This window comes from Butyricimonas sp. BSD2780061689_150309_C8, from assembly GCF_015560935.1.
In the GTDB taxonomy this organism is placed as follows: Bacteria; Bacteroidota; Bacteroidia; order Bacteroidales; family Marinifilaceae; genus Butyricimonas; species Butyricimonas paravirosa.
Genome location: NZ_JADMSV010000013.1, coordinates 30,211 through 55,144 on the forward strand (window position 1 = coordinate 30,211; position 24,934 = coordinate 55,144).

General features: G+C 42.2%; 17 protein-coding genes. 13 read left to right on the plus strand and 4 right to left on the minus strand.

Annotation, left to right across the window (positions count from 1 at the left end; translation table 11 throughout):
* Window positions 1–17: 17 nt before the first annotated feature.
* Entirely contained in the window at window positions 18–1,856 is a 1,839-nt protein-coding gene (locus I2I33_RS11170) for a YgiQ family radical SAM protein (RefSeq protein WP_410492000.1), read from the minus strand.
* A gap of 83 nt (window positions 1,857–1,939) precedes the next feature.
* Between I2I33_RS11170 and rimO the strand changes: the two genes are divergently transcribed.
* From rimO to I2I33_RS11185, 3 genes are all read left to right on the plus strand, one after another.
* A complete protein-coding gene (rimO, locus tag I2I33_RS11175; protein ID WP_087420260.1) occupies window positions 1,940–3,229 on the plus strand; it encodes a 30S ribosomal protein S12 methylthiotransferase RimO in 1,290 nt (429 codons plus the stop codon).
* A 158-nt stretch (window positions 3,230–3,387) separates the two neighbouring features.
* Complete coding sequence (locus tag I2I33_RS11180; protein ID WP_087420259.1) at window positions 3,388–5,571, plus strand: sodium-translocating pyrophosphatase; 2,184 nt, start codon at window positions 3,388–3,390, stop codon at window positions 5,569–5,571.
* Window positions 5,572–5,809: 238 nt separating this feature from the next.
* Complete coding sequence (locus I2I33_RS11185) at window positions 5,810–6,412, plus strand: nitroreductase family protein (protein ID WP_087420258.1); 603 nt, start codon at window positions 5,810–5,812, stop codon at window positions 6,410–6,412.
* A 3-nt stretch (window positions 6,413–6,415) separates the two neighbouring features.
* Here I2I33_RS11185 and I2I33_RS11190 read toward each other — a convergent pair whose 3' ends face one another.
* Entirely contained in the window at window positions 6,416–7,453 is a 1,038-nt protein-coding gene (locus tag I2I33_RS11190) for an endonuclease/exonuclease/phosphatase family protein (protein WP_087420257.1), read from the minus strand.
* A 146-nt stretch (window positions 7,454–7,599) separates the two neighbouring features.
* Here I2I33_RS11190 and I2I33_RS11195 point away from each other — a divergent pair, with 146 nt between their 5' ends.
* From I2I33_RS11195 to I2I33_RS11240, 10 genes are all read left to right on the plus strand, one after another.
* Window positions 7,600–10,137, plus strand: coding sequence for a carboxypeptidase-like regulatory domain-containing protein (locus tag I2I33_RS11195; protein ID WP_195666805.1), 2,538 nt, complete (start codon window positions 7,600–7,602; stop codon window positions 10,135–10,137).
* Window positions 10,138–10,188: 51 nt separating this feature from the next.
* A complete protein-coding gene (locus I2I33_RS11200) occupies window positions 10,189–11,247 on the plus strand; it encodes a sensor histidine kinase (protein ID WP_087420256.1) in 1,059 nt (352 codons plus the stop codon).
* On the plus strand, window positions 11,244–12,302 hold the full coding sequence (locus I2I33_RS11205; RefSeq protein ID WP_087420255.1) for a sensor histidine kinase: 1,059 nt from the start codon (window positions 11,244–11,246) through the stop codon (window positions 12,300–12,302). Before I2I33_RS11200 ends, I2I33_RS11205 begins: the two co-directional genes overlap by 4 nt.
* A complete protein-coding gene (locus I2I33_RS11210) occupies window positions 12,299–13,006 on the plus strand; it encodes a LytR/AlgR family response regulator transcription factor (RefSeq protein ID WP_087420254.1) in 708 nt (235 codons plus the stop codon). Before I2I33_RS11205 ends, I2I33_RS11210 begins: the two co-directional genes overlap by 4 nt.
* Before the next feature lie 165 nt (window positions 13,007–13,171).
* A complete protein-coding gene (locus tag I2I33_RS11215) occupies window positions 13,172–13,678 on the plus strand; it encodes a sigma-70 family RNA polymerase sigma factor (RefSeq protein WP_229128280.1) in 507 nt (168 codons plus the stop codon).
* Window positions 13,679–13,702: 24 nt separating this feature from the next.
* Window positions 13,703–14,590, plus strand: a complete 888-nt coding sequence (locus tag I2I33_RS11220) for a FecR domain-containing protein (protein WP_162613733.1) — start codon at window positions 13,703–13,705, stop codon at window positions 14,588–14,590.
* A 104-nt stretch (window positions 14,591–14,694) separates the two neighbouring features.
* A complete protein-coding gene (locus I2I33_RS11225) occupies window positions 14,695–17,214 on the plus strand; it encodes a TonB-dependent receptor (protein WP_204247528.1) in 2,520 nt (839 codons plus the stop codon).
* A gap of 4 nt (window positions 17,215–17,218) precedes the next feature.
* On the plus strand, window positions 17,219–18,190 hold the full coding sequence (locus I2I33_RS11230) for a DUF4249 domain-containing protein (protein ID WP_162613732.1): 972 nt from the start codon (window positions 17,219–17,221) through the stop codon (window positions 18,188–18,190).
* A 66-nt stretch (window positions 18,191–18,256) separates the two neighbouring features.
* Window positions 18,257–19,201, plus strand: a complete 945-nt coding sequence (locus tag I2I33_RS11235; RefSeq protein WP_087420249.1) for a DUF4249 domain-containing protein — start codon at window positions 18,257–18,259, stop codon at window positions 19,199–19,201.
* Window positions 19,155–21,530, plus strand: a complete 2,376-nt coding sequence (locus I2I33_RS11240) for a carboxypeptidase-like regulatory domain-containing protein (protein WP_195666806.1) — start codon at window positions 19,155–19,157, stop codon at window positions 21,528–21,530. Before I2I33_RS11235 ends, I2I33_RS11240 begins: the two co-directional genes overlap by 47 nt.
* 263 nt (window positions 21,531–21,793) lie before the next feature.
* On the opposite strand, the gene ftcD is transcribed toward I2I33_RS11240, so the two are convergent.
* Both ftcD and hutI read right to left on the minus strand, forming a co-directional pair.
* A complete protein-coding gene (gene ftcD / locus I2I33_RS11245; protein ID WP_087420247.1) occupies window positions 21,794–23,494 on the minus strand; it encodes a glutamate formimidoyltransferase in 1,701 nt (566 codons plus the stop codon).
* Window positions 23,495–23,658: 164 nt separating this feature from the next.
* Window positions 23,659–24,912 (minus strand): imidazolonepropionase, encoded by a 1,254-nt coding sequence (gene hutI, locus I2I33_RS11250; protein WP_087420246.1) that lies wholly within the window; start codon window positions 24,910–24,912, stop codon window positions 23,659–23,661.
* Window positions 24,913–24,934: the final 22 nt, after the last annotated feature.

Sequence of the window (24,934 nt, forward strand, 5' to 3'; positions counted from 1 at the left end):
CATGAAAAAATAAATATTTATTTATTTTTATTTGAATATAACCGTTTTACGAGATCCGTTCTTTTCAGTTTCGTGAGGATACCGATAATTTCACTTTTGAATTCCCGTTTGTACCAGAAGAAAAATATGTTCTGGCGTTTTTTCTCGGTTTCTGTTTTGGCCGATTGAATTTTGCGCAGGGAGTAGGGATGAAAACCGGAATAGTACATATCCGTGGCTAATGTCATGGGAGTGGGGGTAAAATCCTGTACTTGTTCCAGCTTGAAATCCAATTCTTTGGTATTGATGGCCAAGTCAGCCATGTCCTCTAGGCTACATCCCGGATGAGATGAGATGAAGTAAGGTATAATCTGTTGTTTTAAATGCTCTTTGTTGTTGATAGCATTGAAACGAGCTGTCAGTTCCCGGAAAAGCTTAAACGAGGGTTTGCGCATCAGGTGTAGCACGTTGTCGGAACTGTGTTCCGGGGCGACTTTAAAGCGTCCGGACACGTGGTGTTTGATGACGGTTTCCAAATATTCCCGGTTTATGGCGTCGATCTCTTTATTGCCCGTGCGATGCATGGAGAGATCGTACCGGATACCGGAACCCACAAAACAGTGTTTCACCCGAGTGTCTCTACGCACTTGGTTATATAGGTCTAAAAGGTGCGAATGGTTGGTGTTTAAGTTTTTACACACGGTCGGGTGTAGGCAGGACGGACGTTTGCATTGCTCACAAATACGATGATCTTTTCCCTTGATCATGTACATGTTGGCGGAAGGTCCTCCTAAATCGGTAATCGTTCCCTTGAAGTCGGGCATATCACAAACATGCTGAACCTCTCGCAAAATGGATGCCTCGGAACGGGATGCGATAAATTTTCCCTGATGGGCGGAAATCGTACAAAAGGCACATCCCCCGAAACAACCGCGATGCATGGTAATGGAATGGCGGATCATGTTATAAGCCGGAATCTCTTTACCCCGGTATTTAGGATGGGGCAAACGGGTAAACGGCAGATCGTAAATCGTATCTATTTCTGTTGTGGTCATGGGCGGGTAGGGCGGATTCACGATTATTAATTCATCTCCGATAGGTTGTATCAGTTTTGCGGCATGAATACTATTGGATTCTTCTTCGATATACCGGAAGTTTGTGGCATATTTTCGCTTGTCCGATAAACACTCTTCGTGAGAGGCGAGTGTGATGGTTTGCCATTTCTTATTGGTGGCGTATTTCTCGTCTTTATGTCTGATCACGGAGGTTTGCGGGATATTGGTTAAGCTTTGAAAAGGAATACCTCTTTGCAGCATCCGGCAGATTTCGGTGAGAGGTTTCTCTCCCATACCGTATACCAGCATATCCGCTTGGCTATCATAAAGAATGGACGGTTTAAGTGAATCTTTCCAATAATCGTAGTGGGTGAAACGTCTTAAAGAGGCTTCTATACCCCCGATAATGACGGGTGTGTCCGGAAAGAGTTCCTTTAATATCTTGGTGTAAACAATGGTCGGCATATCGGGGCGTGCGCCACTCCGGTTGCCGGGGGTGTAGGCATCATCTGAACGGCGTCTTTTAGCTGCCGTGTAGTGGTTTACCATGGAATCCATGCAACCGGGACTGATTCCAAAAAATAAATTTGGTTTGCCCAATTTCTTGAAATCCCGTAAATCATCCTGCCAGTTGGGCTGGGGGACAATAGCTACGTTCAGTCCGAGAGATTCGAGAAGTCGCCCGATAACGGCCCCGCCAAAGGAAGGATGGTCCACGTAGGCATCTCCCGTGAAAAGAATGACATCAATACTTTTCCATCCCCGCTGTTCGACTTCTTTTTTGGTGGTCGGTAACCATTGTTGTATATTATAATCCATGATAGAGCATTTGCTTGAATTCCGCAGCAAAGATACGGAAAGTCGCTGAAGATTTTATTACCTTTGCCGGCAAATTAGAATATGGCATGAAGAAAGTAAATATTATCAGCTTGGGATGCTCCAAGAATTTAGTGGATACGGAGTTATTGATGAAACAACTGGAGAAGGCGGGGTATGGTGTTGAAGTAGATGTTGAAAATTCGAATGCGAAAATTGTTGTCATCAATACTTGCGGGTTTATCGGGGATGCGAAGGAAGAATCTATAAATACGATTTTGGAGCAAGTGGAGCGGAAACAGGAGGGAGAAGTTGAAAAGATATACGTTATGGGATGTTTGTCCCAGCGCTATGATCAGGATTTAAAGAAAGAGATCCCGGAAGTGGATGCTTATTTCGGGAAATTCGATTGGAAAGGGATTCTTGCGGAATTGGGTAAAAGCTATGACGAGAAACTGCGGAATGAACGTCATTTGACGACACCGAAACATTACGCTTATTTGAAAATATCCGAGGGATGTAACCGGGGATGTTCTTATTGTGCCATTCCAATTATGACGGGGGAATATAAATCACGTCCATTCGAGGAAATCGTGGATGAAGCCGAACGGTTGGCTAAACAGGGAGTGAAGGAGTTGTTGGTGTTAGCACAGGATATTACCTATTACGGGATTGATGAATACGGAAAAAACAGGTTGGCTGAATTGGTGGACCGGATTGCAGATATACCGGGCATCGAGTGGATCAAATTGCATTATGCTTACCCGGCCGGATTCCCCATGGAACTTCTTACCGTGATGCGGGAACGGAAAAACGTATGTAAGTATTTGGATATTGCTTTGCAACATTGTAGTGATCACATGCTAAAAATGATGCGAAGAGGGGTGACAAAACAACAGACGATAGATCTCATCAACAAGATTCGGGAAGAAGTGCCGGGGATTGCCTTGCGCACAACACTGATGGTCGGGCATCCCGGAGAGACGGAAGAGGATTACCAAGAACTGGAAGATTTTGTAAAAACGATGAAATTTGAACGTTTAGGGGTGTTCCCATATTCTCACGAGGATGACACGTATTGTGACAAGCATTATCAGGATGATGTACCCGAAGAGACGAAAAATAAACGGGCTGAAAAGTTGATGGCGTTACAAGAAGGGGTTATTGCCGCTATCAACGACTCGTGCGTGGGAAAACGTTTTTTGGTTTTGATAGATCGGGTAGAAGGGGATTATTTTGTCGGGCGTACACAATATGATTCCCCGGAAGTGGATCAGGAAGTGTTCGTGACAAGTGGAAAAGCGCTGCAAATAGGGGAGTTCTATGAAGTGCTTATTACCGAATCGGGGCAATTCGAGCTTTATGCTAAGTGTGAATAGTAATTTTTCAACAAGGGAAATCTATTTTTAGTTGTAAAAAAAATAAAAGATCGGGAATATTTTTTCATTTTTATTTGTACTTTTACTCATCAGGGTTCGTTTAAATCTTGACGAGTATTTTTTTGTACGACTTTTACTAACTACAAATATATAATACCATGTTAAACGATCTATTTTGGATAGTACCTGTATGTGCTATTATCGCTCTCCTTTTCGCAAGGATTTTTTTTAAAGGGATGATGAAAGAGTCGGAAGGAACCGACACGATGAAACGTATTGCCGGGCATGTACGCAAAGGAGCTATGGCTTATTTGCGTCAGCAATATCGGGTAGTAGCCCTTGTTTTTCTTGTTTTATGTGCGCTTTTTGCTTGGATGGCTTACGGTCCCGGTTTACAGAATCCGTGGGTATGGTTTGCATTCTTGACAGGAGGATTTTTTTCCGGATTGGCCGGGTATATCGGAATGAAAACAGCTACCTACGCATCTGCAAGAACGGCCAATGCTGCACGTAGGAGTTTGAATGACGGGCTGAAAGTTGCTTTCCGTTCGGGGGCAGTCATGGGATTGGTAGTTGTCGGTTTGGCTCTACTGGATATTTCTTTATGGTGGTTATTATTAGATTATTTCGTGGAAGAGGCTACAGAGACGGAAAAGGCGATCGTGATTACGACCACGATGCTAACTTTCGGAATGGGAGCATCCACGCAGGCACTTTTCGCCAGAGTGGGTGGAGGTATTTTCACGAAGGCAGCGGATGTCGGTGCAGACTTGGTAGGTAAAGTGGAAGCCGGAATTCCGGAGGATGATCCTCGTAATCCGGCAACTATCGCAGATAACGTGGGGGATAACGTGGGAGATGTGGCCGGAATGGGTGCCGATCTTTACGAGTCTTATTGTGGTTCGATACTGGCGACGGCAGCGCTAGGAGCTGCGGCATTCCGTATGGAGCCGGATGCACAATTTAATGCGATATTGGCTCCGATGTTGATTGCCGCATTCGGGGTGATCTTATCATTGCTCGGTATCTTTCTGGTAAAGACGAAAGAAGGAGCTTCTCAGCAACAATTATTGCGGGCCCTTGATCGGGGAATTAACGTGAGTTCCTTGTTAATCGTGGGAGCCAGTTTCTTGGTGATTCATTTGCTCGGTTTGAGTTATTGGATATGCGGATCAGTGATCGTGGGGTTGGTAACGGGTATTATTATCGGAAAAGCGACAGAATATTACACTTCTCATGCTTATAAACCGACACAAGATATTGCTAAAAGCTCGGAAACGGGCCCCGCAACCGTGATTATCAAGGGAATTGGAACCGGAATGATTTCAACGGCCATTCCGGTACTTACGATTGTTGCGGGTATTATTCTCTCGTTCCTATTTGCGGCAGAATTCAGTTTTGCCAATATGTCCATGGGATTGTATGGTGTGGGTATCGCTGCAGTGGGAATGCTTTCCACGTTAGGTATAACCTTGGCCACGGATGCTTACGGACCGATTGCTGATAATGCCGGGGGTAACGCTGAAATGAGTCAGTTGGGAGAGGAAGTCCGTCACCGTACGGATGCGCTGGATGCACTGGGTAACACGACAGCTGCCACGGGTAAAGGATTTGCTATCGGATCGGCTGCATTGACTGGGTTAGCATTGATAGCCTCTTATATCGAGGAAATTAAGATCGGTTTGTTGCGGATGGGTGAGGAAGTGTTGAAGATTGGAGACAACGTGGTACGGACGGCTGATGCCACGTTGACGGATTTCATGAATTACTATGATGTTACCTTGATGAATCCGAAAGTGTTGTCCGGAATCTTCATCGGCTCGATGATGGCTTTCGTGTTCTGTGGTTTGACCATGAATGCGGTAGGACGTGCTGCCCAGAAAATGGTGAATGAAGTCCGTCGGCAATTCCGGGAAATCAAGGGAATTATGACAGGAGAAGGAGAACCGGATTACGCTAAATGCGTGGAGATTTCCACGAAAGGGGCTCAACATGAAATGGTTTTCCCGTCTTTGTTGGCGATCATTATTCCGGTTGTCATGGGATTGATCTTTGGCGTTTCGGGTGTGATCGGGTTATTGGCCGGAGGATTGGGTACCGGGTTCGTGCTGGCTATTTTCATGGCAAATTCAGGGGGAGCTTGGGATAATGCTAAAAAGTATATTGAAGAAGGTAACCTTGGTGGTAAAGGTTCTGATAATCATAAAGCAACGGTTATCGGCGACACCGTGGGCGACCCGTTTAAGGATACTTCCGGACCGAGTTTGAATATTCTGATTAAATTGATGAGCATGGTGGCTATCGTGATGGCTGGGGTGACTTGTGCGTTTAGTCTTTTATAATAATTTATACTACTCCCTCCAACTCCCTCTTGCACAAGGAGAGTTGGAGGGGGGCGTATAAAATATTAAAAGTTTATTCTCATTATTCAAATTGCATTATTCAAAATGAATAATGGGGAAAAGATATGATTACGGAGAGAATAAAGTATTATTGTAATGTTTTTTAATTTGATTTATTCTAAATAATCTAACCTTTTCAGAAAAAATGCGTATATTGTAGAAAATAAATCATTGAGATATGGAAAGAAAATTTAAAGAAGCTTTGGCACATAGGAGAAGTTATTATGCTCTCTCGAATAAATCACTTATTTCTAACGAAGAGATAGAGGAAATCGTAAAGTTTGCCGTTAAAAATATACCGTCAGCATTTAATTCTCAATCAACGAGAGTGGTGCTTTTATTAGGTGATCAACATACGAAACTGTGGAATATTGTAAAAGATACGTTACGGGAAATAGTTTCCGCAGAGGCTTTCAAATCGACTGAAAACAAAATTGATAAATCCTTTGCATCCGGTTACGGTACGGTTCTTTTCTTTGAAGAGCGGATGATCGTGGAAGGCCTGCAAAAATCATTTCCGACTTATCAGGATAGATTCCCGGTATGGTCACAGCACACTTCGGCAATGCACCAACTGGCGGTGTGGACCATGTTGGAAGATGCCGGGTTCGGAGCTTCATTACAGCATTACAATCCATTGATTGATGAAGCGGTAGCTAAGGAATGGCAATTACCGGAAACTTGGGAATTAATCGCCCAGATGCCTTTCGGAGCGCCTTTACAAGAACCCGGGGCTAAAGAGTTTAACCCGATAGAGGAAAGAGTGCGTATTTTTAAATAATTACTATCTCATCTGGAAATTAACCCACACGGCTTTGTGATCTGTTGGCCATACACCTAGGGGTTCGATGAAAACATCTTGTCCGGATTCGGCCACACGTTGACTCCTGCGAATACTGGTCTTGGGGCCGAGAATTGCGGCCTCTTTTAGATGCAGTCCTTTACGAGGATAATAGAATATGTAATCAATACGATCGCGCTCATCCGCATCGGGAGTCCAAGTGATCTTACTTGGAGGCAAAGCGAGATTATCCGATGGGTAAGTATAGCCGGGATGTGTAACGGGATTGGGATATTTTTCACGATAAGAATCTTTAAAGCCAGCTTCATGGAGTAGGGTGGTTACCGGCCAAGGAACCACAACTCCATGATGATCTGCACTATCTTTTGTGGCTTCAATCCAATCGAAGTGAGAAGGTTCGTTAAAATCACCTCCTAAAAAGATCCAATTTCCTTCTTCAATTTCTTTTTGAGCATCTTTGATAAAAGCACGGATGGCATCATCACGTAATGAAAGATTGTTACGTTCCAAAATAGTCGGAACATCCGTCAAAGGGGCCTCCATTTTGTGCCAATTGTTACCGTCATAACCCCGTACTTCATAATACGTGTCATTCAGATAGTCTAAATGAGCGGTATAAACAGCACAAACTTGCTTTCCCACGGTAGTTTTCATTTTATAAATAGTTCCGTGATCATCTTGAATCGGGAATATCGTACTACTGTCTGTTATAGGATGTTTACTAAGCAATCCTGAATCATAACTATAAAAGGAATAATACGTTTTACCCCTTTCTTTCAAGGCATTCACGATACGGTCACAAAAGCGGGTATCCCGGTAATTCCGGACTTCACTCAGCATGATAAAATCGGGTTCCAAACGGGCTATTTCATCAGCAATAGCGTCAAAACCGCCCGGGATCATCGAACCTTCCTGCCAGATATTAAACTGTAACATACTAAGGTTTCTGGATGAAGAACAACTTGACAACAAGGTGATTATTCCCATGATGCACCCTAAAAATATTATTCTCTTTTTCATTTTATTATAACTTAAACCGATCCTGATGTACAAAAGTAGTAAAATTCTCCGTATGCTTTTGTTTCGTATACAAAACCGGGTGTTTTGTCTCTTTTCTTTAAATCACTTCTGCCCTGAGTCTATTTTTGTCCCGTAATCAAAAAGTATTGGATATGAATAAGACGGAAATAATAACAGAAGTATCACAAATGACAAGTGTAAGTGTGGCAGACTGCGAGAAGGTTTTAGACGCCTTAGAAGAAGTTTTAGGGGGAGAACTGAATCGTAAAGGATGGAAAAACGGGCTTTTTGACATGATTTTCCAAATCATGAGCAAGATTAAAAGCAAGAAAAGAGTCATCGGCATATATTTTTTCCTTTTCATGTTATCCGTGAATGTATGGGGACAGAAAGAGGGTAGAGTTTTAACACAAAGTGTACGAGGACGGGTGATTGACGCCGCATCAGGTTATCCGGTGGCTTATGCATCCGTGTATCTCATGGGGCAAACGGAGGTCGGTGGAGTAACGGATTCCCTAGGCCGTTTTGTCATCAAGAATGTCCCGATCGGCCGGCACGATATACAGGCTTCTTTCGTGGGATACGAACCAACTATTTTCCGGGAGATACTGGTAACTTCCTCGAAAGAAGTCTATTTGACCATTCCATTGAAAGAAAGCATTAAAGAACTGGAAGAAGTGATGGTTCGACCACAATTGAATAAAGAGCAACCATTAAACAAGATGGTCACCACGGGAGCCCGGATACTCAGCGAGGAAGAGGCAAGCCGATATGCCGGGGGAATGGATGATCCGGCCCGTTTGGTAAGTTCATTTGCCGGGATTTCTCCCAGTATGTCAACGAATGGAATATCCATTCACGGGAATGCCCCGCATTTATTGCAATGGAAACTGGAAGACGTGGAAATCCCGAATCCCAATCACTTTGCGGATCTATCTATTCTTGGCGGGGGAATCTTATCCGGGTTAAGTAGTCTCGTACTGGGTAATTCGGATTTCTTTACCGGAGCTTTTCCCGCGGAGTACGATAATGCCGTGTCGGGAGTCTTTGACATGAAGCTACGTAACGGGAATAATCAAAAGATCGAGAACACGTTTCAGATCGGCTTATTAGGAATTGATTTTGCCTCGGAGGGGCCTTTGACCCGAAAACACAATTCTTCTTACATTTTCAATTATCGTTATTCCACCACGGGATTGCTGGGCGACATCGGGGCTATTGATATTGACGGGACTTTGGATTATCAGGATTTGAATTTCAAATTGAGTCTGCCGACACGTAAAGCGGGTGTCTTCTCGATTTGGGGAACAGCCTTGATAGACAAGTCAAAAGGAGACTTTGAAGAAAACACGGATAAGTGGGAATCGATTGGTGATATGATGAAATCCAGTACCAAACAATACATGGGAGCCAGTGGTATCAGTCACCGCTATTTCTTTAACAACGAGACACAACTGAAAACGACGTTAGCGGTTACCTACTTCAAACACGAGGGGACGATGACAAGTTATGACTGGAATTTGAATTCGGCACCTTTTCTTGATTTAAACCGGAGTAACACAAACTTGATATTCACCACTGCCATTACCCGGAAATTCAGTGCCAAGTTCACGAATAAAACAGGGATAACCTACACGAAGATGTATTACGACATGGACATGAATCTGGCCCCCCATCAAATGCATCCTATGGAATTAATCTCCCAAGGTAAAGGAAACACGGATTTAATATCCGGTTACACGAGTTCATCCATTGACATAAGCGAACAGGTCACGTTAAACGTGGGAGTTAACGCACAAGTCCTGACACTGAATAATAGCTGGGCACTGGAACCCCGGGCCGGGATTAAATGGCAGTTTTCACCGAAGAGTTCTTTTGCCCTCGCTTACGGGTTACATAGCCGGATGGAAAAAATGGACGTTTATTTCGTGAAAACACAAGGTACGGGTGATCGTTCCGTGAATAAAGACTTGGGATTCACGAGGGCGCATCACGTGATGTTATCGTATCGTTTCAAAGTATCGGATAACATGAATATGAAAATAGAACCTTATTTCCAACAATTATATGATGTACCCGTTATTGCCGATAGTTCTTATTCCGTGCTGAATAGACGGGATTTTTACGTGGAGAACGCTCTGGTTAACCGGGGGAAAGGACGTAATATCGGGGTAGACATCACGCTGGAACGCTATTTAAATAAGGGACTTTATTACATGGTGACGGCATCCATTTTTGATTCAAAATATTACGGGGGAGATCGGAAATGGCGTAACACGTTGTATAATCGGAATTTTATTATCAACGTATTGGGTGGTAAGGAATGGATGGTCGGGCGTGACAAGCAAAATATGTTCAGTGTGAACTTTAAAATAACCTTGCAAGGGGGAGATCGCTATGCCCCCGTGGATGAAGTAGCCACGTTACTCGATCCGGACCGGGAAGTGCAATATGATGAAACGAAGGCTTTTTCCAAACAATTCTCACCGATGTTTATCACGAATTTCTCCGTGGGGTATAAAATCAACCGGAAAAAGGTGTCACACGAATTCTCGATCAAGTCCTTGAATACGACGGGATGCGAAGAATATTACGGGCATGAGTATAATTTTAAGACCGATAAGATAAAACCCATCCGTGGAGCCACCTCTTTGCCGAATGTCAGTTATAAATTAGAATTTTAATCCGATTTAGGAATAAGATCGTAACTTTGTAACCATCAAATAAAACCTCAAATGTTTAAAATCAACACGGAAGGACAGGCTTTCCTATATAATCTTCTGGTAAATTCGAAATTCCGGATCTGGCGACATATTCTGTTTATCGTGTCACTTGCTGCCATTTCTTTTAACCAGACGTATGTTATCTTCCAACCGGAAATTCCAGCACTTGGAATAAGGCTCTACTGGATTGCCCTGGGGAATTTGGCCTCCTACTTGGCCGTGGCCTATTTGAATATCTACGTGTTGGTACCCCGGTATCTCATGCAGAAGAGATACCTAACGTATACAGTCATGATATTTGGTACCGTGCTGGTGCTTTTATGGATACAGACAATCATTGAAGATACGGCACGAATTTGGTTGGGACAGCGTGCGGGAAACATCCTGGAACCGGTATTTATTTTAAATTATATCTCCTCTTTTGCCACCGTAACCTTGTGTATGCTGGGAGGTTCAATCACGATCGTGTTAAAACATTGGATGACAGAAAATAACCGGGTAAACCAACTGGAAAGAATTCATGTGCAGTCGGAAGTGGAGCAATTGAAAGCCCAAGTCAATCCTCAGTTACTTTTTAATGTACTTAATCGTACTGCAGTTTTGGCAAAAAGTGAACCGAAGGAGGCATCCGGGATGTTATTGGAGTTAAGCCAGATTCTGAGATACCAACTCTATGATTGTAGCCGGAAAGCGGTGTTATTAAAGGCTGAAATAGATTTTTTGACAAACTATCTCGCTTTGGAGCAGGTGTATTCCCATCGTTTTCAATACATGGTTTCAGCCGAAGGGGAGGTGCATCGGATATTTGTCCCTCCCTTGTTGTTCCTTCCTTTCGTGCAACAAGCCGTGATTCAGATATACAGTCAGCCTGTATTTGGCTCGATTGATCTAAATTTTCATGTGAATGGGAATGAGATTCAATTTGTTTGCTCTTTTGATAATGGGAATTTACAGCATCCGGATGACTTTTCGAAAATCAGGCAGAGACTGGAATTGCTATATGGAAACGATTATACCTTATCTGTTGCTAAAAGGACAATTATGTTGAAACTTAAAATACAGAAAACATGAGTAATTTGATTGATAATCACGTTCCGGATTTCCTGTTATCTCCACGTTTTAAGTTCGTGAGACATTTTCTGTTGCTATTAACTCTTGCCTGTATCACAATTAGTATATTTGCCAATCAATCAGGAGAGTTAGTGTTGACTTGGGAACGTTTTTACGGGTGGGTATTTTATTTTTTGCTCACCAGTGTGATCATTTACTTTAATTTATATGTGTTAGCCCCTCGTTTTTTAATAAAGGGCCGATTATTGAAATATCTGGCATCCATGTTGGTACTGACATCATTCTCGCTTGTATTTATCGCAATTTTACAGATGAATGTTCAAGAGGTTAGTGCGAATTACGAGGATGGAAATCCATATATCATATTAAACATGATCACGTCAATCATCTCGTTTGGGCTACTAATATTTGGAACGTCGGCTTTGCTACTATTTAAATACTGGATCGGTTACAGCCAACGAATAGACGAACTGGCCTCTTCGACATTACAATCCGAATTGAAATTTCTCAAGAAACAAATCAACCCACATTTTCTGTTCAATATGCTGAATAATGCTAACGTGCTGATCAAGAAAAATCCAGAAGAAGCCTCCCGGGTGCTTTTCAAGCTTGAAGATATGTTGCGTTACCAAATTAACGACAGCGCGAAAGAACAGGTGTTATTGAGTTCTGAGATTCATTTTTTGAATGACTTTCTGAATCTGGAGAAGGTTCGACGGGATAAATTCGAGTATGTCATTTCCAAAGAAGGAGATATTAGTGAGGTATGGTTGCCACCATTATTGTTTATTCCTTTCGTGGAGAATGCCGTGAAACATAACGTGGATAGCGAGAATTCATCGTATGTCTATCTCGGTTTTAAGGTCTGGGATAAACAACTGGAATTTCAATGTATAAATTCAAAGCCTAAAATCGCTTTACGGAAAAATGAAGTGGGAGGGTTGGGATTAAAGAATATAAAGCGCAGGTTGGAATTGCTGTTTCCGGAACGTTACATGTTGGAGATAGAAGAAAGTGAAATAAGTTATACCGTATATTTACATTTGATATTATGAATTGTATTATTGTTGATGATGAACCGTTAGCCCGTGAGGCGATAGAAATACTGGTAAAAGATACGAGTCAACTAAATCTGACGGGTATGTTTAATAATGCTATCGGAGCGTCAAAGTTCATGGAAGAGAATCCGGTAGACTTGATCTTTTTGGATATTCAGATGCCGGGAATCACGGGTATCGAGTTCGCTCACAATATATCCAAGAGAACGTTGGTCATTTTCACCACGGCTTACACGGAATATGCTTTGGATAGTTACGAGGTCGATGCTATCGACTATTTAATTAAACCGGTTGACCCGGAACGCTTTCACAAGGCTGTCAACAAGGCAATTGCTTACCATTCTTTATTATTAAAAGAAGAGAAAGAAAATATCGAGGCAGGTAACACGGAATACTTCTTCGTAAAGTCTGAAAGACGCTACTTTAAAATAAATTACAAGGATATTCTATTCATCGAGGGACTGAAAGATTACGTGATCATCCAATTGGATGAACAACGGGTGATTACCCGAATGAATCTAAAGAATATATTTGAGTTATTACCCAAGCATGATTTCTTACGAGTCAATAAGTCCTATATCGTAAATACCAAGCATATAGACTCCTTTGACAACAATGACATTTTCATTAAAACACATGAAATAGCTATTGGAAACACCTATCGGGATGCCTTTTTCGAGGCGTTTATGAGGATGGGGTAGTTTGCTATATATGGCTTTCCTAATTTGTGAGACACTATCTCACAAATTATTATTTCTAATATTATACAATATAGTTGTTATTTAGAAAATAATTATTTTCTAAATAACTTATTGCTTTTATATATTTAAGTACATTTGCGAATGTGTATGTGTAAAACTATTCTTATGTCTATAAGCTCTACTATTTTAGAGAAATATTTTAACAAGTTGTACCGACCGTTATGCCTGTATGCCTTAAATATAACCGAATCATATGAGGATTCTGAAGATATTGTACAACAGATCTTCGTGGAATTGTTGGAAAAGGCGGTTGCAGGAAGTTTGGAAGTGGGAGACATGAAGGGATATTTATACACGGTGGTACGGAATCGGGCGGTGAAATATGCGAAAAAGAATCAGGAAAAAGTTTCCGTGGAAAGTGCAATGTACTTAACAGACGAGAATGCCTTATCCATATCGGTAGAGGAGGAGGCTTTAGTTTGGGATTGGATAGACGCTTTACCTACTGAACGACGGAATATATTTTTGATGGCAAAACAGCAAGGCATGAAATACAAGGAGATTGCCATACAACTGGATATTTCGGTTAAAACTGTTGAAGGGCAAATGGGAAAAGCATTGAAGGCTTTGAGAGATAAAGCAATAAAAATCTATTTGTTCTTCTTCGGATAAAATAACTTCATAAACATGGGGAGTATGAAAAATGAATTACTAGCAAAATATATTCTTGGTGAGGCGAACACGAAAGAAGGGCAAAGAGTGGAACAATGGTTGGAAGAAAGTGAAGACCACCAACGAGAATTTCGACAACTCAAGCGCCGTATAGAATTAGGTTCTAAGCGTTACAAATATGGAGTTTTTGACCCCCGACAGGCAATACAAAAAGTGAAATTCCCTGCGAAGACGCACTACTTGCGAATTTTGCCAGTAGCTGCCTCTATCATTGTTTTAATATTCGGTGTATTATGGTTTTGGAATAAATCGTCACTTCAGGAAACGGTTTTACTCTCCCGGACCGGGGAAACAAAAGTATTTTATTTACCGGATAGTTCCCGTGTAATGCTAAGCGGAGATAGTCGTTTGGCTTATAATGCTCAATTCGGAAAGACAAATCGAGAACTTTCCCTACGGGGAGAGGCATTTTTCCAAGTAAAACGGGACACGAGCAAACCTTTTATCGTGGAAACATCCTTAATTCAAGTAGAAGTATTAGGTACTTCCTTTCAAGTGATTGCAGAAAAACTTCAAGCTGAAGTTTTTGTAGAAAAAGGACGGGTGAAAATTACCACCCAAGATAAAAAACAAGAAAGAATCCTTGAAACCGGAATGTCCGTTAAGTATGGGAAAAAGGATAGGAAATTAATGATCTCCACGAAAGAAGATAAAGGGGAACAACAAATCCTTAAATTTGATAACGCTCCCTTGTCTGAAGTCATCGAAACGCTGAATGAATACTACGATAGTCACGTAACATTACCCGCAGACTATGCAACTCTCCGGATAACCGTTGTTTTTAAAGAAGTTTCATTGGAGGAAGCGATCGAGATTATTAACAGGACTTTGGATATTCAATTGACGATTTAAGTATGCGTGCCGGGCTTATACTTGTCTTGTTAATTTTTGGGATCCTAAGAGGAAATGCTCAGGAAGTCTTTTCATTTACATTTCGTGAAACTCCCGTGGAGGAGGTGTTGAAGAAAATCGAACAACAGACGGGATATATATTTTCATATTCACCTTCTATTTTACAACCATTAGTTCAAAAAACAATATCTATAAAACAGGCTAATTTAGAACAGGTTTTAAACCTTTTGTTCAAATCATCAAACATCTCTTGGGAGAAATTGGGAAGATATATCATTTTAAAACCGGGGAAACGCTTTTTCTCTGTTTATGGAAGAATATATAACAAAGAATCCCGGGAAAGGCTGATTGGAGCCTCTGTTTATGATTCCCGGTTGCACGTGGGCGTAGCGACCAATGATTACGGGTTCTACACGTTAATCGTACCGGAAGGAAAAGTTTGTTTAAACTACTCTTACGTGGGTTATCAAAGTGCCTCATGTCAATTTTATTTGAAATCGGATACCGTGATTCACGTCGAATTACAGCCCATGTTGAACTTGGATGAAATTGTTGTAGTTCAACCTAATATCCCCGGATGGGTAAAGAATTCGCAACCGGGACAACTGGAATTTCCGATCTTGACTGCAACCGTGATTCCCAAACTCTTGGGAGAGAGCGATCTACTGAAAGCGATTCAGTTATTTCCCGGTGTGCGGGTTGGCATGGAAGGAATAGCGGGAATACTGGTCCGAGGGGGCAATCGGGATGAAAATCAATTTCTGATAGATGATATTCCATTGTATAACGCAAATCATTTATTGGGATTTTTCTCGGTATTCAATTCTGATGCCGTGAAAAACGTAAATTTCTACAAATCAAGTTTCCCGGCTCGTTATGGGGGCCATCTTTCTTCCATCATGGACATACGTTTGAAGGAAGGTAATCTACAAGAATATCATGGTAGTTTTTCTATCGGCCTTTTATCCAGTAAATTTAATATTGAAGGCCCCATGGAAAGAAATCGTAGCTCGTTTAATATCACGGCTAGAAGAACTTACTTGGATTTAATTGGAGCTCCTATTTATGCGGCGATAAATAACACGAATGATAATAAAGAAAAGATAGGGTATAATTTCACGGATATAAATATCAAGCTGACCCGCGTATTCTCGCGACGGAACACCTTGTCTTTTATTCTATTCTACGGGAATGATTATTTGAAGTACAAGAAGGATGAGAGAGACTCCTATTTTGAACCGGACCGTAAGCGAGATTATATGCGTGGAACGTGGGGAAATTGGGGTGTCGGATTGCGATGGGATAAAATGATCTCCACGGGATTGTATGCGAATACGGTGCTTTCTTATAATCAATATCGGGCTTTTATGAATAAAAGATACCGACATGAAAATTCATCAGGTGACACCATCCGGTTAAAAAAGATCCGTTTCAAATCCGGTCAGGAAGAGTGGAGGCTAAAAAGTGATCTAACTTGGGTCATGAATCATTGGAACCGTTTGTATTTCGGGGGACATTACATATATCACGTTTTCACACCGGAAAAACGAATCACTCTTCATAAAGTAATGGAAGAAGAAACGCCTTCCCGAAAACGGGTAAATTATAAAGAATATGCCCATGAAGTAGCCTTTTACGTGGAAGATGAAATGACTATAAAAGAGAAATGGATCGTGCATCCCGGAATTCGGGGTATATTATTTCATGTCGGGAGTACAAATTATTTTTCACTGGAACCTCGATTTTCCATGCAATATAATTGGACGGATCGTTGGAAAACCAAGGTTTCCTACACGCTGATGTCCCAATATATTCATCAGTTGGGAAGTAGCACGATAAATATGCCTACGGATTTGTGGGTGCCGGTTAGTGATGATGTGAAACCCATGAAATCACATCAATGCGTGTTAGGTGTTTATTATCATCCTTGTGTGCAGTGGCATTTTTCTCTTGAAGGATTTTATAAAACTCAGAATCATTTGCTAGACAATTACAACGGGGTTGACATCACCCCGGAATATGCGGATTGGAAAGAAAACGTTCATTTAGGAAAAGGACGTTCCTATGGATTGGAGTGGATGGGTCAAAAAACAGGGGGAAGGACAAATGGATGGATAAATTATACTCTTTCCCGTGCTTATCGCTGGTTTCCGGATGGTTCAATCAATCAAGGCCGACGTTTCCCGGCGAAATATGATAGCCGTCACATTCTGAATTTGGTTTTACTGCATAAATTCAGCAACTTTTTTGATGTAAGTGCCACGTGGACATTCAATAACGGTTTCTATACAACGCAACCATTGGAAAGATATGATACGCCGACTTACCTACCGGGAGAGAAAGGAGAAGAAAAGAAGGATATTATATTTCATATTGAAAAACGTAACAACATGAAAACACCCGATTATCATCGTCTGGATTTGGGATTCAATTTCCATCGTCGTCGAAAACATGGAATTTCCACTTGGAGTATTAACCTATACAATGCTTATTGCAGGTTGAACACGATAGAATTAAGTCCCGATTATGATTCTAAATATGGCGATCGGGAAGAGCGACAGTATTTTAGTAATGATTGGCTTTTCCCGATCATTCCCTCATTTTCTTACACGTTTACTTTTTGAGATGATGAGAATAGTGATTTTTATATGGATTGGCTTGTTTTATTGCGGGTGTAATAATTCAGAAGAATATGATTTTCGAGGAAAGGTACCCGAAAGTCGCTTGGTGCTTTATGCTTATGCAGAAACGGATTCTTTGCTATATGCTGAAATTTCGAAATCAAGAACATACACGGACAACACGGAAATGGATTCAACGTGGAATGTGAGAGGCCAGGTGTACATGAACGATCAGTACGCAGGAGAATTAAAACCCGTTGGTCATAACCGTTATTCATCAGACGTTCGCCCTAAAGCGGGAGATAAAATCACGATAAAAGTTACCTGTTCGGGATTAGAGGAGGCAGTCGGTTCTACCATGGTATGCAATTCGTTCCCGGAAATCCAATTAGATACTTTTAGTAAAATGAATGCCCTGCAATTACGTGTTCATATAAAAGATGGGGGAGAAACGGAGAATTATTACAGGCTGGTGGTTGAAAATGAAAGGTTTTATCATGGAATCCGTTGGAAAGAGGGACAGGTAAAAATAGATTCTTCCACGACTTATTCTTATGACGTGGATCTTTCCGGGGATGAGCTATTATCACACGAAATGATCACGACGATTTTCGGAAAAGAGATAAATGTCAACCCGTATCAGGTATTTACGAATGAAAGTTTCCGGGGGAAGGAACGAATAATTCATGCAAGCGTAAGTCATCCCTATGCATACGAGAGGGAAACATGGGTGATCACGGGTGACGGAGACACGATCCGGTACGTGGAAAAGGAATCCTATCGCTTGCGGGTGAAAGTACTCCGGATTGACAAACCTTTATTTGATTACCTGTACTCCTTGGGGATTTTTGAACAACAATCGACCATGTATAAAGAACCCGTTAAAGTGTATTCCAACGTACAAGGCGGGCTTGGCGTGGTGGGAAGTTGTTTCACTCGTGAAGTGATCATGGATTTTCGGGCAAAATCTGAAAAATAAAAAATTAGAATAGGGGTTTTCCGGTTTATTGACTCTTAAGAGTAGAAAACTCAAAAGAATCAATACATGAAAAAAGAAGTTGTCGGAATATTCCTCGTATTATTGGTATGGGAATTATTATTAAATGGATGTGAGCAAAAACTGCACCTTGATTTAAACGCCCAATCTCCCGTTCCGGTTGTAAATAGTATTTTAATGGCTGGTGACGATTCTGTTCGCGTACGGGTCACTTGGACAAAAAACGTCTACGAACAGGGTGATTTTCCCGTAGAGGCAAATGCTTTGGTAAAATTGTACAAAAACGATCATTTCGTGGGTGAATGTCGGTACCGGAAAGAGGGATGGTATGTTATTACCCATCACGTGGAGGCTACCGGAGTTTATCGGGTAGAAGTAAACATTCCGGGCAAACCGCTTGTCTGGGGGGAAACCAGAGTACCGGCCCCCTTGCTGAATGCAAGCATAGAATGTGACAGCCTGCAGGAACGGATTATCAATCGGTGGACTGATCGGGAAGAAGAAAAAAACTACTATTGGTTGTCTTCCACCCATTCTTCTCAGAATGGGGTGCCGGACACCTTGCACATGGAACTTCAGTCGTATCTTCAAACGAATAGCACGCTACCCGATGCCTTTAACCGCAGTTTTGACTTTGATGAAGAAATCCCGGCAGAATACGATTACTATTTAAGGGTAGAGGATAGCGGTTTGTCCGGGAAGGAGATCGAGTTAAGTTACAAGGGACGGCGTTCGGGGTATTATTACTGGGAACCGGACACGGGATGCTATAAAAGTACCCGTTATATATTGAGCCTTGATGAAAATTACGATCGTTATTTGAAATCGTCGATCGTGAACGACGATTATCTATCGGCAATGGATTCTGAACCCTTGTTTTATGCTCCTTTGTGGACTTATTCTAACATACACGGGGGAACCGGACTGGTGGCCTCTTATTCAAAATATGAAGATTTATTCATTCAAGTATTCACGAAACGGGAGGAATGGTAAGATGAAACGTATTTTATTCATATTCAGTATTCAGATTTGGATTGTATTTACTTCTTTCGCACAAAACGTAACGTTGAGTGGGTATATTGAGAACAAGGCAACAGGAGAACGACTGGTAAATGCCACGATCGTTGAAACGAAAAGCGGGCGGGGAACAAGCTGTAACCGATATGGTTTCTTTTCACTCTCTTTACCTCGTGGAGAAAACCATTTATCGGTAAGTCACGTGGGATTTACCCGTGTAGAATCTATCATTAACTTGAAAACGGACACATTGATTGTCATGTCGTTAATTCCCGGGAACTGCCTAGAAGAAGTGTTGGTTGTGGAAAAAAAGAATGCTTTTTCATCTGCCGTGGGAAAACATACCTTGTCTTTAGATTGGGTGAAACGAATGCCTGCGGTTCTGGGAGAGGCTGACGTGTTAAAATCCCTTCATTTCCTTCCCGGTGTGAATCCCGGTCAGGAAGGGTTAACCGGTTTTAGCGTGAGGGGTGGTAGTCCCGACAACACTCAATTTTTACTGGATGGCCTTCCCGTGTATAATGTGAATCACGCTTACGGGTATTTTTCCGCTTTTAATGGAGATGCCCTGCAAGACGTTACGCTTTACACGGGTGATCTTCCCGCTCGTTACGGGGGGAGCTTGTCCTCCGTGCTGGAAGTGACCATGCGGGAAGGGAATCGTAAAAAATATTCGGGAGACATTCATGTTAGCCCGGTGGCCGGCTCCGTGGTTGTGGAGGGACCTTTGAAAAAAGATAAGGCCTCATTTCTCGTATCAGGAAGAAGAACTTGGTTGGACGGTTTACTATGGACAGGACAAAAGATTGCCGGGAGTGATTTCTCGACAGGTTATAATTTTTATGACTTAAATGCTAAAGTAAATTGGGAAATCAACCCGTATAATCGGTTGTATATAAGTATGTACAATAGCCGGGATTCTCGTTTCGCAACATGGAAAGCAAAGGATTCCAAACATTCCGACCGTTTCCGGTTTTACTGGGGTAATCTTAGTGTTTCGGGGCGGTGGAATCATCTCTTCAGCCCTACCTTTTTCTCTAATATCACCTTGTATTATAGTCAATTCAATAATAGTCAAATCATGACGGTATATAACGAGAGTGTTTCTCAACGGGAGCAATCGAAGACAAATTCCCGGTTACGGGATTGGACTTTGAAAACCGACTCGGAGATTGCTATCGGGGAGAAGCACCGCATCCGATTCGGAACGGTTTGCTCTATTAAATATTATGCCCCGGAAATGTCATATATCGGTAGTGTAAACTTGAATGAAAACGTGAGAGACACGACTACCGGTAATGTGTATTCGCTGGAAACTTATCTGGAAGATCATTGGCAACTGAATGATCATTGGAGCGTGGATGCCGGAGTTCGTTTTAGTTTACTGGCGGTGCCCCACGCCCGTTATTATTCCTTGCAACCTCGTCTCTCTATTTCGTACCGGATAGGAGAGAGCGTGTTATTCAAGACCTCATGGGCAAGGATGCAACAATCACAGCACCTGTTGACGAGTAATTCGATGGGCATGAATACCGATTTGTGGGTTCCTGTTACCCGGCGAGTAGCTCCCGCATCTTCGGATTTGTTTTCGATAGGTTGTTTCTACGCCTCTGCAAATACCTGGAATTTCTCGATAGAGGGATATTTCCACCGGATGAATCACGTGGTGCGTTACAAAGATGGTATTCTTTTTCTTAAAACAAAGGACAGGAGCTGGCAGGATTATGTTGACATGGGCAAAGGACGAGCTTATGGAGTGGAGGTTATGGCAAAGAAAACGACCGGGGCCTTAACGGGGTGGGTTTCGTATTCGTGGTCAAAATCGGAACGTCGTTTTGATCATGTAAATAACGGGGAATGGTTCCCGTTTGAATATGATCGTCGGCATAAGTTGAACGTGACGACCAATTACACGCTCCCGATCAAGGAAAAATGTAAGTTCAACAAATCATTTTCAATTAATTTTACGCTTGCGACCGGGAACTACATCTCGATAGGGAAACAATTCTATCACGCGGCCCCGATGCCTGAAAGTTTTCAAACAGATGCAGACAACACGCAATACCGGGAATATATTGAATGTCCGAATAATTTTCGAATGCCTGCCTATCATCATTTAGATATATCATACGCTTTGGATAATCGAAAAGGAAAGGGAAGTTCATGGGTATTCGGCATTTATAATTTGTATGCCCGTAAGAATCCTTCTATCATATACCATAAACAAACGAGAGAAGGGGTGACTACCCGAAGTTGGAGTTTACTTCCATTTGTACCGTCCGTGACCTGGAGTTACCATTTTTAAGGTGATATTCTCCTGTTTTCGAAAAAAACGAACAGAAGATGAGCCGATAACGGGCTCAGAATAGGCCACCGGCTTTACACTCCTCCGGTACAAGTCCAATACACCATCAATGGGAACTGGTGCGGTAGAGCTGTAATTGAAATGGTGAAAAATAGGGAAAGCCTGATTACGGTTTTTTCATGGCTCAAACGTGACGGGAATAGGGTACAAATAAAGAGATGGGGCAGCCCCATCTCTTTACTTATTTTGATGAATAACGAATCTTAGATTTTTGAATTCACGATATTCAAAATATCCGTTTCCATTTGTTTGGCCATTTCAACCACTTTTTCACCTCTGGAAATAATATCGTTAGCATATTCTTTATCATCCAATCCGGCAGCATTGATCTTTACGTTCAAGAAAGCGCCGATTACTCCGGAACGAGCGGCCAAAGCACCAACTCCGGCATCAGTTACAGAATTCGGGTTACCGATCTCTGCCATGGCTTTCACCACTTCCATACATTCGTAGCAAAGCATCATCGTTTTGAACGGAACTTCGGTAGCGAACTTGGTTGCATCTTGAATTGCTTGGTGACGTGCAGCTTTTTCTTCGTCTGTTTTCTTCGGTAATCCGAAGGCATCCATGATACGATTGAAAGCGTTAGTATCCTCGTCAACCATTTTGATTAATTCAACTTGGTAAGCTTTTCCTCTTTCAGCCCAATTACTGAATTCTTCCCAACGCTCATCCCAACCGCGTTTGTGAGAAGACAAGTTGGCAACCATCGTGGCCAGTGAAGAAGCAAGAGCTCCCATGTATGCTGAAATGGAACCACCACCAGGAGCCGGAGATTCTGATGCTGTTTCATCAGCAAATTCATGAAGATTCATATCGATCAAGAATTTCTTTCCTTGATTCATCTCATCTTCCAAAATATACTCGATGATTTTCTTTCTGGGTTCGAACGGATACAATTCATCCAAGCCTAAAGATTTCACGGCAATCTTGATCAATTCTTTATCCGATACCCCGGTGGAGCGTTGTTGTTTACGCAAGAAATAACGTCCGGCGTCCAACATGGCTTTTAATGGAATTACACCTACCAATTCGGAACCGGTTACACGAATACCGCGATCCTGTGCTTTACGGCATACTTCGTCGAAAGCCTCATGTACGGAAGTCACGGAAATATCCGTCAAGTTCATGGAGATCTGAGCAATTCCATACTCTTCGATAAACCAACCGATAGCCTTTACAGACTTCAAGGTTCCCGGAATCATCACGTTTTTACCTTTCTCGTCTTTCACGATCTTACCGGTAATAGGATTTCCTTCTCTCTTAGCTCTTCCTCTTTCGCGTACGTCAAAAGCGATCGCATTGGCACGACGGGTAGAGGTGGTATTTAAGTTCACGTTGTAAGCCACCAAGAAGTTACGGGCTCCAACAGCCGTAGCTCCGGTTTTAGCCGTCCACTCGTTCAACTCACGGGGACCGAAATCGGGATGCCATTGTTCACTGCTTAAACGCTCTCCAAGAGCCTCGTATTCTCCAGCACGGCAAGTAGCCAAATTTCTTCTTTCCGGGGTGAAGGCTGCACTCTCGTAGCAATATACCGGGATGTTCAATTCTTCACCGATACGTTTTGCCAAAGCACGTGCGTATTCCACGGTTTCTTCCATCGTGATGTTTGATACCGGAACCAAAGGACAAACGTCTGTAGCTCCGAAACGGGGATGCGCTCCCTTGTGCTTTTTCATGTCGATCAATTCGGATGCTTTTTTAACAGCACGGAAAGCGGCTTCACATACTTCTTCCGGAGTACCTACCATGGTAACAACCGTACGGTTCGTTGCTTTTCCCGGGTCCACGTCAATAAGACTAACTCCTTCAACAGCCTTGATTTCTGCTGTAATCTGATCTATAATGTGCATATCGTTCCCTTCACTGAAATTCGGAACGCACTCGATTAGTTTTTTCATATATATTAATTTTATAATTTAACAAAAAATAAATTTAGTATCGATTACCTAATCACTCAATCATGAAATCGTAAATCATCAATCAATAAATCTTCTAAGGGTATCTTATCCGGTACGCTTTCCGGATCCATACCTTTTTGTAATGTGAATAGGGCATAGCTTCCTTAAATTTGTTCTCCGTTTAAGAATACCGCTTCAACTAAATCCGTCCCGTAAGCGTATGGAAGATACTCTATTCCAGTAATCGGAGTCGTGATATAGAAATTCGCTTTTTTACCCACGGCGATACTACCCAGCTCTTCTTCTACACCCATAGCGTATGCCGAGTTGATGGTCGTTGCATTAATCACCTCTTCCGGCAGCATTTTATAATTCACGCACCCGAGAGACATCACAAATTTCATGTTTCCGGAAGGAGAGGAGCCAGGATTAAAATCCGAAGCCAAAGCAACAGGAAGTCCGGCATTAATCATTTTACGAACCGGAGAGTAAGGCATATTCAAAAAGAATGCAGCTCCTGGTAACACGGTCGGCATGGTTTCACTACCTTTTAATGCAGCGATTTCTTCATCCCCGACATATTCAAGATGATCCACGGATAAGGCATTGTATTTTACCCCGACTTGAATACCACCCGAGTAATCCAGTTCGTTAGCATGTATCTTCGCACGCAATCCGTATTTCATTCCGGCATTCAACATCCTGTCCGTGTCTTCCACGGTAAAGAATCCTTTATCGCAGAACACGTCGATATAATCAGCCAAATCCTCGGCGGCAACAGCCGGAATCATTTCATTAATGATTAAATCCACGTATTCCGTTTGCCGTCCCTTGTATTCCACCGGAACAGCATGAGCACCTAGGAAGGTGGACTTTATGGTTAAAGGAGTTTCCTCGCTCAGTCTTTTAATCACACGCAACATTTTGAGTTCACTCGCCGTGTCCAAACCGTAACCACTCTTGATTTCCACGGCTCCGGTTCCAAGAGAGGCAATCTCTTGCAAACGGGCATAAGCTGAATCAAATAACTCTTCCTCCGATGCCTTCCGGATACGTTCGGCTGAATTCAAAATGCCACCACCTCTTTTGGCAATCTCCTCGTATGATAAACCTTTGATTTTATCAATATATTCTATTTCTCGGCTTCCGGCATACACGATATGCGTGTGGGAATCACAGTAGGCGGGGAGAACCAAACGTCCTTTGGCATCTATTTCCTTCACCGTGTCCGTGCCCTCGTAAATCGTATCTTGATTCAATTCGCTCATTTTACCGAAAGCTTCTATTTTATCCTCGTTAATCAGAAGGTAGGCATCGTCAATGATTCCCAGTTTTGCCATGTCGGCACCTGCAACCCATTTACGTGGTTCTTCCTCAACCTGAACAAGTTGCTTTATGTTTATAATTAATGTTTTCATTCTTCTCGTGTTTAATTCATTT